The 12,083-nt window shown below is 70.4% G+C and carries 13 protein-coding genes; 5 read left to right on the forward strand and 8 right to left on the reverse strand.

Annotated elements, in window-relative coordinates; genetic code table 11:
• Positions 1–24: 24 nt before the first annotated feature.
• From BLW32_RS00585 to BLW32_RS00595, 3 genes are read left to right on the forward strand one after another with little or no spacing between them, the layout of a single operon-like run.
• Positions 25–819 carry an SDR family NAD(P)-dependent oxidoreductase gene (locus tag BLW32_RS00585; RefSeq protein WP_068526141.1) on the forward strand — a complete coding sequence of 265 codons (795 nt, stop codon included), beginning with the start codon at positions 25–27 and terminating at the stop codon, positions 817–819.
• Positions 820–844: 25 nt separating this feature from the next.
• On the forward strand, positions 845–1,975 hold the full coding sequence (locus tag BLW32_RS00590) for a DUF5938 domain-containing protein (RefSeq protein WP_114514478.1): 1,131 nt from the start codon (positions 845–847) through the stop codon (positions 1,973–1,975).
• Positions 1,972–3,447, forward strand: a complete 1,476-nt coding sequence (locus BLW32_RS00595) for a class I adenylate-forming enzyme family protein (protein ID WP_068740119.1) — start codon at positions 1,972–1,974, stop codon at positions 3,445–3,447. The genes BLW32_RS00590 and BLW32_RS00595 overlap by 4 nt, the downstream gene beginning before the upstream one ends.
• A 20-nt stretch (positions 3,448–3,467) precedes the next feature.
• Here the strand turns inward: BLW32_RS00595 and BLW32_RS00600 are convergent, their stop codons facing one another.
• Genes BLW32_RS00600 through BLW32_RS00610 form a run of 3 tightly spaced genes read right to left on the reverse strand, consistent with a single transcriptional unit; the run spans position 3,468 to position 5,926 of the window.
• Positions 3,468–4,172, reverse strand: a complete 705-nt coding sequence (locus BLW32_RS00600; RefSeq protein ID WP_068740121.1) for a hypothetical protein — start codon at positions 4,170–4,172, stop codon at positions 3,468–3,470.
• 9 nt (positions 4,173–4,181) lie between these two features.
• Entirely contained in the window at positions 4,182–5,531 is a 1,350-nt protein-coding gene (locus tag BLW32_RS00605; protein ID WP_068740123.1) for a purine-cytosine permease family protein, read from the reverse strand.
• Complete coding sequence (locus tag BLW32_RS00610) at positions 5,531–5,926, reverse strand: YybH family protein (protein WP_068740126.1); 396 nt, start codon at positions 5,924–5,926, stop codon at positions 5,531–5,533. Before BLW32_RS00610 ends, BLW32_RS00605 begins: the two co-directional genes overlap by 1 nt.
• 223 nt (positions 5,927–6,149) lie before the next feature.
• Between BLW32_RS00610 and BLW32_RS00615 the strand changes: the two genes are divergently transcribed.
• Entirely contained in the window at positions 6,150–7,079 is a 930-nt protein-coding gene (locus BLW32_RS00615) for an Lrp/AsnC family transcriptional regulator (protein WP_068740128.1), read from the forward strand.
• Here BLW32_RS00615 and BLW32_RS00620 read toward each other — a convergent pair.
• Genes BLW32_RS00620 through BLW32_RS00635 form a run of 4 tightly spaced genes read right to left on the reverse strand, consistent with a single transcriptional unit; the run spans position 7,034 to position 9,958 of the window.
• Positions 7,034–7,750, reverse strand: a complete 717-nt coding sequence (locus tag BLW32_RS00620) for a DinB family protein (protein WP_068740130.1) — start codon at positions 7,748–7,750, stop codon at positions 7,034–7,036. The two genes, BLW32_RS00615 and BLW32_RS00620, sit on opposite strands and share 46 nt — an antisense overlap.
• Positions 7,751–7,797: 47 nt before the next feature.
• On the reverse strand, positions 7,798–8,232 hold the full coding sequence (locus BLW32_RS00625; protein WP_068526149.1) for an SRPBCC family protein: 435 nt from the start codon (positions 8,230–8,232) through the stop codon (positions 7,798–7,800).
• Positions 8,233–8,284: 52 nt separating this feature from the next.
• The gene (locus BLW32_RS00630) at positions 8,285–9,232 is read right to left on the reverse strand and encodes an SDR family NAD(P)-dependent oxidoreductase (protein ID WP_068740132.1); all 948 of its coding nucleotides are present in this window, start codon (positions 9,230–9,232) and stop codon (positions 8,285–8,287) included.
• 51 nt (positions 9,233–9,283) lie between these two features.
• Positions 9,284–9,958, reverse strand: a complete 675-nt coding sequence (locus BLW32_RS00635) for a fasciclin domain-containing protein (protein WP_068740134.1) — start codon at positions 9,956–9,958, stop codon at positions 9,284–9,286.
• 39 nt (positions 9,959–9,997) lie between these two features.
• Here BLW32_RS00635 and BLW32_RS28400 point away from each other — a divergent pair, with 39 nt between their 5' ends.
• Complete coding sequence (locus tag BLW32_RS28400; protein ID WP_139286002.1) at positions 9,998–10,303, forward strand: hypothetical protein; 306 nt, start codon at positions 9,998–10,000, stop codon at positions 10,301–10,303.
• 243 nt (positions 10,304–10,546) lie between these two features.
• On the opposite strand, the gene BLW32_RS00640 is transcribed toward BLW32_RS28400, so the two are convergent.
• On the reverse strand, positions 10,547–12,037 hold the full coding sequence (locus tag BLW32_RS00640) for an NlpC/P60 family protein (protein WP_126195761.1): 1,491 nt from the start codon (positions 12,035–12,037) through the stop codon (positions 10,547–10,549).
• Positions 12,038–12,083: the final 46 nt, after the last annotated feature.

Below are 12,083 nucleotides of genomic sequence, written 5' to 3' on the forward strand. Positions count from 1 at the left end.
TCCACCTCGATCAAGGGAGTAGTCGTGAGCGCATTCGATCTGACCGGCCGGCGGGTCCTGGTCACCGGCGGGGCACAGGGGCTCGGTGAGGGCATGGCCCGTGCGCTGACCGCAGCCGGCGCCCGGGTGATGCTGGGCGACCTGCAGGCGGACCGCGCCGCCACCGTCGCGTCCGAGCTGGGAGCCGGCAACGGCTCGGTCCACCTCGACGTCACCTCCGAGGAGAGCTGGGCCGCCGCGATCGACGCCACCGTCGCGCAGCTCGGTGGGCTCGACGTGGTGGTCAACAACGCCGGCGTCGAGATCACGGGGCTGCTCACCGAGATCTCCGTCGACGACGTGCGGCGCCAGCTCGACGTGAACGTGCTCGGCACGGCCCTCGGCCTCAAGCACGGGCTGCGGGCCCTGCGTCCGGGCGGGGCGGCCGGTGGCGGCGGCGCCATCATCAACGTCGCCTCCGTGGCGGCGACCATCGCCTTCCCCGGCATCGCGATCTACTCCGCCACCAAGTCGGCCATCGACCGGATGACCCGCGTGGCGGCGATGGAGGCCGGGAAGCTCGGCTACGGCGTGCGCGTCAACTGCATCTACCCGGGCCTCGTGCCCACCGAGATGGGCACGGGCCTCGCGGTCGACATGGCGAACATCGGGCTGTTCGGCTCCCCCGAGGAGGCGGTCGAGGCGGTCGTGGGACTCACGCCCAGCGGCCGGCTCGGCGAGGTCCAGGACATGGCGGACGCCGTCGTCTTCCTCGCCTCCGACGCCTCCCGCTTCGTCAACGGGGCCGGGCTGCCCGTCGACGGCGGCATGGGCATGTGACGGAAACATCCACAGGACAAGGAGAATCATGAGCAACAAGCCGGTAGTGGTGTACGGGGCCTCGGGGTACACGGGACGCCTCATCTGCGAGTACCTGCGCGAGTACAACGTGCCCTTCACCGCGGCGGGCCGCGACGAGGGCAAGCTGACCGCGTCGATGGAGAAGAACGTCGCGGGCATCGAGACCGCCGACTACGAGGTCGTGCAGGTCGATCACGACGTCGACTCCCTCACCGAGCTCTTCCGCGGCAGCTCCGTCGTGCTGAACACGGTGGGGCCGTTCATCAAGTTCGGCGACACGGTGGTCCAGGCCAGCTTGAACGCCGGTGCGCACTACAGCGACACCAACGGTGAGCAGGACTGGATGATCCACTGCGACGACACGTTCCATCAGCAGTACGCGGACGCAGGCCTGCTGCTGGCGCCCGGTATCGCGCACATGTACACCACGGGCGAGATCGCGGCCCAGATCGCTCTGGAGACACCGGGTCTCGACACCCTCGACATCGCGGTCTTCTGGGGCGGCAGCCCCACCATCGCGTCCACCCGCACGATCCTCGTGAACGCCGCGGGCGGCGACGCCTTCTACCTGGAGCAGAACGAGTACACGTCGTTCGACCCGATGCAGGGGCTGGTCCCGCTCGTGGTGCCCGGGCAGCACGAGCTGGCGCAGTCGCTGCCGTGGGGCGGCACCTCGCATCCCGTGTGGTTCAAGCGCGATCCCCGCGTGGCGAACTGCAAGGCGCAGGGCGGCGTCTTCAACGCCGCGCTGATGAACAACGTGCCGGTGATCGTGGCCGACGCGCTGGAGGCCACGAAGGACATGTCGCCCGAGGACCGCGCCGACGCGCTCGACGCCGTCGCCGCGCAGGTGATGAATTCGATGCCGCCGCGCGAGAACCCGCGTGTGAACAAGTCGCTCGACTCGGTCCACGCCTCGGGCCCGCTGGGCCGCTCGCACGTGGTGATCCACGGCAACAGCAACTACAAGCAGACGGGCCTGCTGCAGGCCTACGCCGCGTACTCGCTGCTGCAGCAGCCGCCGCGGCGCGTCGGCCTGGCGTCGGGCTGCCAGGCCTTCGGGCACCGCGAACTCGAGGGCGTGCTGCGGACTTTCGGCCTCATCTCCGAGCCGATCGTCACGGTGCACCGATGACGGTGCGCGACCTGCCCGAGGTGCCCGCCCTCCCGGAGACCCGGGCGGCGCGGGCACCGCAGGACCCGGCCGTCGCCGACGACCGGCTGGACCTGTCGAACGCCGAGTTCGCCGCGGCCGTCCGCACCGCCGCGACCCGGCTCGCGGAGTTCGGCGTCGAGCGCGGCGACGTCGTGGGACTGCTGCTGCCCAATCGGGTGGAGCTGGTGGTCGCGGTGTTCGCGGCCTGGCGTCTGGGCGCGGCGGTCACGCCGATCAATCCCGCGCTCGCGCCGCCCGAGATCGCCTATCAGGCAGCCGATGCGGGCGCCCGGGTGCTGGTGACCGAGTCCGGGGCGCAGACCCCGGACGGCGTCGCCGCGATCGCGTGCCACGAGCTCCTCGCGGAGTCCGACGACGAGGCGGCGGCGCCCGAACCGGTGTCGACCGGTGACCTCGCACTGCTCATCTACACCGCCGGCACCACCGGCAAGCCCAAGGGCGTGATGATCACCCACGGGAACATCGCGGCCATGACGGCGTCGTTCATCGAGCACTTCGCGTTCACCGAGCGCGACCACAGCCTCCTGGTCCTGCCGCTCTTCCACGCCAACGGCGTCGTCCTCGGCACGCTCACGCCGCTCCGGGCGGGCGGGCGCACGACGATCGTCGGCCGGTTCCGGCCGGATGATTTCTTCCCGGCGGTGGAGCGGCACCGGCCCACCTACTTCTCCGCGGTGCCGGCGATCTACGCGATGCTCACGGCGCTGCCGGAGGAGGTGCGTCCGGATTCGTCGTCGCTGCGGTTCGGGATCTGCGGCGCCGCACCGATGCCCGTCGACCTCATCGAGCGGTTCGAGTCCCGGTTCGGCGTACCGATCGTCGAGGGCTACGGGCTGTCCGAGACGACCACCGCATCGGCCATCAACCCGCTCGACGGTCCGCGCAAGCCCGGCACCGTCGGGCCCGCGCTGCCGGGCCAGCGGATCCGCATCGTCGACGGTGCCCTCCGCGACGTCCCCCGCGGCGAGACGGGCGAGGTACTCATCGCCGGGAAGGTGGTGATGGCCGGGTACCTGAACCGGCCCGACGCCACCGCCGAGACGATCGTGGACGGGTGGCTGCGCACCGGCGACGTCGGCCTGCTCGACGAGGACGGCTACCTGCGGCTGGTGGATCGGGTGAAGGACATGGTGATCCGCGGCGGCGAGAACATCTACCCCAAGGAGATCGAGGCACAGCTGTACCGGAATCCTCAGGTCTTCGAGGCCGCGGTGATCGGCCGGCCGCACGACGTGCTCGGCGAGGTGCCCGTCGCGTACGTGTCGCTCCGCGCGGGCGCGACGGTGACCGCTGCCGGGCTCCTCGACGGCCTGCGCGGCGAGCTGGCGAAGGTGAAGGTCCCCGTGGACCTGATCCTGCTCGACGAGGTCCCGAAGAACCCCGTCGGGAAGATCGACAAACCCACGCTCCGGCAGCGGGACCGGGCGTAGGGGTTCCGGGCGCCGGGGACTCAGGCGGACCGGGCGACCTTGTCGACCGCCGCGGCGACGAGCCGGTCGAACTGCGCGCGGTCGACGGGCTCGCCCTGGAAGGCGCGCAGCCGCACCCACACGGCGTGCTCGCCGACCCGCGCGTAGGCCACGAGAGCGCGCTGCTTCGAGTTCGGATCGTCCGGGGTCTCCTCGACGACGAGCAGCTGGTCCGCCCGGCCCCGTTCCCCGTCGCGGATCGCGTACGTGGTGGTCAGCGGGGTTCCCCCGTCGTTCTGCACCACGATCCGGCACCGCTGGAAGTAGGCCGCGACCGCGGCGATGTCGGGACGGCGGGCGACGACGGCCTCCGTGAAGGCCGACCGTCCGCCTCCCTCGCCCGCGGCGACCCCGGCGAGCGAGGGGGCGGGTTGGTCGACTCCGCCGAACATCGACACGGGCGCGCACGCGGACGGCGAGTACGTGGTTCCCGTGGGCCGCTGTCCCGTCAACGGGTCGAGGACGGCGCGGACGACGTCGGCGTCCATCGCGAAGTCCGCCATCGACATACCCGGCGGCAGCTCGGCCGCGGTCAGCACGAGCTGGCGCGCCGATGCCGGCGCGCCCGCGCCGGACGATGCCGCGGCGGAACTCGGCGGCCCGTCTGCGTCCGGTCCACTCCCGCAGCCCGCCAGGACCACCGCCCCGACTGCGACGATCGCGCTGAACCCCCGTGCCCGTGCCATGCACCGACACTAGCCCGCGACGAGGTCCTCCGTCGTGGACCGGCGGCGGGCCGCGACGCTCGCCGCCCAGTACAGGCCCGCGCTCACCAGGAACGTCGGGACGGTGGCGCCGACGGGGCTCACCCACAGGTAGGTGACCGCGGACGAGAAGGCGACGCCCACGATCCACACCACCACCGCCACCGGGTTCCAGCCGCCGCGGTACCAGTAGTCGCGCGAGCCGGCCTCGGCGAGCGACGCCGCGTACCGCCCGCGGCGCAGCACGTAGAAGTCCACGACGATGATCGCGAAGACGGGGATGAAGACGATGCCGATGGCGGTGAGGAACGAGGTGAACTTGTCGAGCAGCGCCAGCCACGCCGATCCCGCGATGGAGACGACGCCGAGTCCCAGTGCGGCGGGCAGGAATCGGATGCGACCCGGCTCGGCGTTCACCAGCGAGGTGACCATGCCGTAGACGGCCATCGAGTTGGTCGCCATGACGGAGAAGAAGACCACGCCGGCGAGTGGGACGCCGAACTCGGCCACGATCACCGTCGGGTCGAAGGGCGGTGCGTCCTTGCCGTTCGCGAGCAACCACGCGATCGCGGTGGCGCCCAGGGCCATCGCGGCCACCGTCGAGGCGACGTAGCCGAGCCCGGAGCCGATCGCCCCGCCCCGCTCGCTCCGCGCGAACCGGTTGATGTCGGCCGAGAGCACCGTCCACGAGATCGCGGTGGCGACCACGATGTCGAAGATGCCCAGCCCGCTGAGGCCCTCGGGGTCGCGGGGCAGCGCGTTCAGGCGGGCGAAGCCGTCGCCGAACATGTCGATGAAGAGGTAGGCCATGATCGCCAGGATCACCACGGCCAGAATCGGTTCCACCTTGGCGATGCCGGCGTGGCCGAAGATCGCCAGCGACACCACGATCACCTCGCACAGCACGGAGAACAGCGCGGGGTTCGAATACCCGGTCTGCTGCTCGATCACGTAGTTCACGGTGACGCCGGCGAGCATCGCCTGCACCCAGCTCCACCCCATGAGCACGGCGATGTTGGCGGCCACGGGGATCCGGCTGCCCCGCACGCCGAACGAGGCGCGGGTGAGCGCCATCGTCGGCAGGCCGGTGCGGGTGCCGACGTTGCCGACCGCCACGAGCACCAGCGCGCCGACGACCGTGCCGGCGAGGATCAGCACCAGGGCGCTGCTGAGCGAGACCGACGGCACGAACAGCGTGCCGGTCAGCATGGTGGTCACCACGAGGTTGGCGGCGAGCCAGATGGCGAAGATCCGGCGGCCGCTGAGGTCGCCGCGCACGGGCGTGCCGTCGTCGGCGCCGGCGTGCAGGTGCGCGTCGAGGCGGCGGTAGTAGCGCAGCATCAGGCGGCCGAGAGGTGCTCGTGGACGGCGACGAGCGCACCGTCGGGCGCCGTGGTGAAGACGATCGACTCGCGCTCCCGCGTCGCGGTGCGCGTCCCGTCGCCGTCCTGCGTCACGGTGTGCACGGCGTGGCTGAAGACGGCGGTGGCTCCCACTGCCGTCACGAGGCGCTGGCTGCTCTCGCAGGAGACCACGCGCCAACCGGAGTCGACCCAGCCGGCCCACAGCCGCTCGTACTCCGCGCGGTCGGCCAGCGTCCGCGGCTCGGTGTGGAAGACGAAGGTCGCCGCCGGATGGAAGCCGGCGAAGTAGCCCTCGGTGTTCGTCGCGGCGAAGGCCTCGATGATGCGATCGGCTGCCGCGAGCACCTCGCCCTCGGGGATCGTGTGCTGCATTTCCAGTCTCCTGACCTGCGGTTCTCCGCTTCGGATCGGCCAACTGTAAGGCCGATCACAGGGCTCCGCAAGCAGTTCACTTCGCTCGGGAACACCGTGGCGCAGCATCTGCTCGATGGAGGCGACAGAAGATCGCCATTCACTGCGTGCAGTCGGGCATTGGTGCATCATCGGTACGGCGGCTCAATCCGAAACCGCGATGGGCGAAACGCCGGGAGGAGCCATGGACGAGATCGACCGGACCCTGGTGGCGCTGCTCGGCGACGACGGCCGGCTGAGCCACAGGGAGCTCGCCAAGGCCGCGGGCGTCACCCGCGCGACGGTGGCGGTACGGCTGCGCCGCCTCCTCGACAGCGGGGCGTTCACCGTGCAGGGGGTCGTCCATCCGGCGGTGCTCGGCCGGGGATCGGTCTGCTACGCCCGGATCGAGGTCGACGGTGCCGCCGCCCCCGTCGCGGATGCGGTCGCCGACCTCCCGGAGGTGGTCTACGTGTCGATCACCACCGGCCGGTTCGCCGTGGCGGCCGAGATCCGCACAGGATCCGGCGACGCCGCCGACGCCGTTCTGGCCCGACTCCGCGGCCTCCCCGGCGTGGTGCGGGCCGAGACCCTCGCGTACCGCGAGGTGATCCGGGACGCCGTCGGCCCGGTGGGCGAGGCGACGGCGCAGCTCGACGCGACCGACATCGCGCTCCTGCAGGCCCTCGAGCGGGACGGCCGCGCCTCGTACGTGGAGCTCGCCGCCGAGGCCGGGCTGTCGGCGGCCGCCGCCCGGCGGCGGGTGCTCCGCCTGGTCGAGGGGTCCGTGGTGCGGATCGGGCCCATCGTCAGCCGCGGCTCGGAGCACGCGATGGGCGTGGGCATCCACGTCCGCGGCGCCGCGCGGGAGGCCGCGCGCGAGGTGGACGCCGTCGACGGGGTCGGCTTCCTCGCCCGCACCGTCGGATCCTTCGACCTGCTCGCGACGGTCCGCGCACCGTCGGCCGTAGGGCTGGCGGAGACCGTCGACGCGGTGCGGTCGCTGTCCGCCGTCGCCGGCGTGGAGACGTGGTCGCACCTGCGGTTCGTCAAGGAGTCGTACGCGTCGCTGGGTGCGGCCGGCTGGGGTCAGCCGGCTCCGGATTCGATCAGGTCGAGGTCGCGGACGCAGTAGCGGTGGTGCTCGAAGGTCTCGGTGAGCACCGTGCGCAGGCACTGCCCCACGGAGCGGCCGCGGGCGTAGGGCGGCCAGACGTCGTCGCCGGGGACCGGCGCGGCGACCGCGAGCCGTTCCGGGGTGATGCCGTCGAGCCAGGCCTCGAGTTCCGTGGCCTGGGCGGTGCGCACCGCCACGACCTCGTCGAGGGGCGGATCGGCGGCGAGATCCAACCCGTGCGCGCCCCGGTAGGGCGCGACGTCCGGCCCGAGGCCCATCGGCGTGAACGTCTCCACCGCGCCCAGGCAGCAGCGCCGGAACCACGAATCGTGCACGAAGACCAGGTGCCGCAGGGTCTGCGCCGCCGACCACTCGCCGTTCACGGTGCGGCTCTCGATGCCCGGGGCGCGGCGGACGCGGGCGACGGTGGCGTCCCAGTCGGCGTGGAGCGTCGCCGCCGCGCGGCGCAGATCGGAGGGGTCCTCGGACCGGAGCAGCGCGCGCACCGGGTACCTCCGGTCGAGCTCGGCCTCCACGTACCCGCTGACGTCGACGCCGTTCACCACCAGTCCGGAGACGAGACCGTCGATCACGACGTCCTGCATCACCGCGCCGACGAAGCGCGCTCCGGACAGGTCGCACTCGCGGAACTCCGCCCCGCGCAGATCCTCGTCGACGTACCGGACCATGTTTCGCATCGTAGGCGCGCGGCAGGCCTCTCCGCGAGCGTCTGGAATCAGGCGAGCCCGTCGAGGTTCGCCGACAGCCCCTCGGCCCCGTCGACGAACAGCTTGTCCACGGCGAGGGTGAGCACGGGCTCCAGGAAGCGGAGGAGGCCGTGAAAGGTGAACTCCACTGCATAGGTCACGGCGCTGCCCGCTCCCTCGGGCGCGATGGTGATCGTGTCGACCGCGGTCAGCGAGCTCTTGTGCCCCCTCAGCCGGATCAGCGACGTGGGCTCGAGATCGGTGAGTTCATAGTCGAGGTCGGTCTTCGCGCCGGCGAACCTGCTCGTGACCCGGTAGGTCGACCCCACGCCACCGTTCCCCAGGAGGCGTGCGACTTTCACGGCGTTGGGGTCCCACTCCTGAGCGTTGGTGAAGTCGGCGAGGTAGGTGAACACGACGCCCACGGGCGCCGAGGTGTGCACGGTGTGCTGCTTGGTGATCACGCTGTGTCCTTCCATCGGTGTGCGAGCTTGGATCGGCGGGCGGCTGCGCCGGTCAGGGAGCCATCCCTGCGAAGGAGCACACATCGCTCCAGACGGCGCGGCGATCGCTCTCACTGAACTCGGTGCGCCGCAGGTAATGCTCGGGACGTTCTGCACGATCGTGCCAGAATCTGCCGTTGGCCGGCTTCGGAGCCGTCGCCGCCAGCCACACCGCCGTATCGGAGCCCTGCTCCGCGTTCCGCAGCAGCGGGCCCGCCACCTTGTTGAAGCCGGGGAGCGAATCGGCGACGCCGGGGGTGGCCACCCAGCCGGGGTGCATCCCCGCCACGGTCACCTCTGCCGACTCCCACCGCTGCGCCAGGATCGGCACCATCGCCACCTGGACGCGTTTGCTCCGCGCGTACGCGACGGCTCCCTTGTACTCACCGGTGCGGTAGTCGAGATCGTCCATCGGGAGCTCGGCTGTGTACATGCCTCCGGACGACATGAAGATCACGCGGGCGTCCTCGGCGGCCGCCAGCTGCGGTTCCAGCAGGTCCGTCAGGAGGATCGGCCCCAGCACGTGCGTCGCGAGAGAGAGCTCGTGACCGTTGCTCGCGGCCGTCCACGCCGGCGGCATCACGCCCGCGTTGTGCACGATCACATCGACGCCGTGCATCGCGAGCCGCTCAGCCACATCGGGTAACGCGTCGAGATCGGAGACGTCACCGAGCTCGACGGTGACCGTCGCGCCGGGGCGGCGACGGGCGATGTGGTCGCGAACCTCCTCGGCGCGCACGCTGTTGCGTCCCATGATCACGACCTTCGCGCCCAGGCCCGCGACCTGCTCCGCGATCGCGGCTCCGATGCCCGATGTCGCTCCCGTGACGACGACGGTGCGCCCGGCCAGCGATCCGGGGCGCGGATCGCCGCCGTCCCACCGAGAACTGCGCAGCGCGTAGCCGATGTTCGTGTATCCGAACACGATCGACCGGTCCAGTGCCGTATCGAACGAACTCATTGTCGAGCCTCCTAAATCCGCCCCAGGGCCGCCCGTCGTAGGGGAACCGATCTATTGCGGCATCAGCACGGTGTCGATCAGGTAGACGGTCGCGTTGGCGGTCTTGACCCCGCCGCACACCACAGAGGCGTCGTCGACCTTGACCGTCGATTCGGGGGTGCCCGTCACGTCCACCTCACTGCCCTCGACGGTCTTGTGCGCGCCCGCCACCTGACTGGGGGCCAGCTGCCCCGGAACGACGTGGTAGGTCAGGATCTTCGTCAGCAGTGCGTCATCGGTCTTGAGCTTCTCGACGGTCTCGGAAGGGATCTTCGCGAAGGCCGCGTCGGTGGGTGCGAACACCGTGAACTGGCCGCTGTTGAGGGTGTCGACCAGGTTCACCTCGGGGTTGAGCTTGCCGGAGAGGGCGGCGGTGAGCGTGGTCAGAAGCGGATTGTGCGACGCCGCAGTGGCTACGGGCTCGGCACCCATCCCCGCGACCGAGCCGGGGCCGGAGGGGTTCTGCGCGGCGTAGTCGGCGCAACCGGCTCCGAACAACGACGACGCACCCGAAGCGCTCGTGCTCATCGTCGGGCTCGCCGACGTGCCCGACATGGGCATCGTCATGGTCGCAGAACCGGTGGCCGCGTCGTTGCCGCTGCCGTTCCCGCAGCCGGCGACGAGGCCGACGATGAGGCCCGCCGCTGCGATCGCGGCCGATCCCGTACGAACATTCCTACTGGTCATGAGAACTCCCTCGTCGATCCGCCTGACTATCCGGACACCATGTATTCGTCACCGTCGGCCATCCGGATGGGATCGCCCGCGCATTTCTCGCTCGCCGGCGGCGCTCGCCGGGCCTGGCCGTCGAGCGAGATGTCTACCGCCAAGCGGTTCAACGCCGTCCAGGGGTTCGGGTTCATCACCGATGCGCTGCGAAACGCGGTTGCCGCACAGGGCATCTCGGCCCTGATGATCGTGCCGGGGCGTTCCGGACGAGCGCCTACGCCGGTGTCGCGAGCGAACCCGTCGAGGAGACGATTCCTGACGGCGCGCAGCCCGGCGATCCGCTCCGTTATGCCCGTGCGGTGATCGCGGCGATGGCCCGGACCCCGCCACCCCGTCGGCTGATCCCGGGCAACATGTAGGGTCCCGACCTACCTGGCGACTGTCAGCCTTCTCACCTGCACTGCATCACGCAGTCCCACGGAGTTGGCATCTCGCCAGTCCCAGCAACATGGCATTTCCACCACAGCATTCAGGCCGTCGCCGGACTCCCACTCCAGCAGCAGTACCGTTCCCACAGCCTTCGACAGGTCGTAACTAGAACTGGGTCTACGAATTGATCAGCCGGACCACGTAGGGCATCGCGCCGTCGGTGCGCAGCGGCGATACTTTGACCGTCGATCCGGACTCGGGTGCCTCAAGCATCTGGTTGTCACCCAGATAGAGCGCTTCGTGCTGGCTCGCATTCGGGCCGAAGAAGATCAGGTCACCCCGCTTGATCTCAGCGAGCGGAACCTTCTTGCCGATGTTGTACTGGTAGCCGCTGTAGTGCGGGAGCTTGATGCCGACGGCAGCAAATGCGAACAGCGTCAGGCCCGAGCAATCAAATCCCGGGTTCTCGAAGTCACGGAAGGTATCGGCAACGCCGCCGTCGCGGACCCCGACGGTGGGGCCGTTGATATCACCACCCCCCCAGGAATATCTGGTGCCGACCACCGACAGGCCCCGGGCAATGACCGTGTCAATCATTTGCTTGCCCGACATCGACGCGACTGACACAGGCGCTACTGGTGCCTGGATTGCAGGCACCTGGGCTGCCGCTTGAGCCGGGACCTGGGATGCGGTCTGCGGTTGCGGCGTGAACCCGAACAGGTTGCTCAGTTGCCCGAGCAACGACGACGCTGCGGTCGCGGCCGACGGTGGCCCCCCGGGCGCCGACACTGCCGGTGCCGCAGAAGGAGCCGCTACGGGTGTGCTTGCGTTCGGGGGTGCCGCCGGTGCAGGAGCCGGCTGCGAGGAAGGCACCGTCACTGTCTGCTGTTCGCTGACGACGTATTGGTCATAGATCCGCTGCTGACCTGCGGCATCCCCGGACTTCGCCTTCGCCTCGGCGAGCGCCCTTGCGGCCGTCTGCCGACGCAAATCCAACCGTCGGCGTTGATCGGTCGCCGAACGCAGCGCCTCCAGGGTCTGGGCCACCGACCCCTGCGCTCGGGTGCGGCGGTCGGCAGCCGCGCCAGCCGCTGCATCCGCGGAGATCTTCGCGATCCGCGCAGCATCGCGGCTCGATCGCGCCCGCCGCCGGGCGTCATTGAGGCCGGTGACAGTACCTGCCTGGGCGGCAGCAACGCGCCGAAGAACCGCAGTGCGGTCTACCGCCGTCTGCCCATCCGGGGCGGTCAGAGCATCCGCGACCCCGCCCGAGGTGTTCCCCTGCATGTAGGCGGCGCGGAGCATCTCATCGAGCCTGCGCTGAGCAGCATCCACTGCCTGGTCGGAAGCCACGGCCTCCCGATCCGCAACTACTACTGCATTCGTCGCGGCCCGCGCAGCGTCGGCGGCCAACGCCACGTCGATCACCGCCTTGTTCACCGACTGCCGCCGAATGTCAACGTCGTTCTGCAAAGCCGCGATCTGCTGATCAAAGTCCGCAAGGCGCACGATCAACGAAGGAACCACCGCGACCGAGTGACCTGCTCGAGGGTCGTCTCCCACGTGCCGCGCCCACGCAGGATCCGCTCCGCCGACCACGATCGCAGCCACGATCGTCACCGCCGCCGCCCGCTGCATTCCAGACGCCCATCGATGCTGATTCACCACGGAACATCTCCTTCAACGAGCCGACCACCCCCCGCGGGGAGGTTGC

The sequence above is a fragment of the Tsukamurella tyrosinosolvens genome, from assembly GCF_900104775.1.
In the GTDB taxonomy this organism is placed as follows: Bacteria; Actinomycetota; Actinomycetes; order Mycobacteriales; family Mycobacteriaceae; genus Tsukamurella; species Tsukamurella tyrosinosolvens.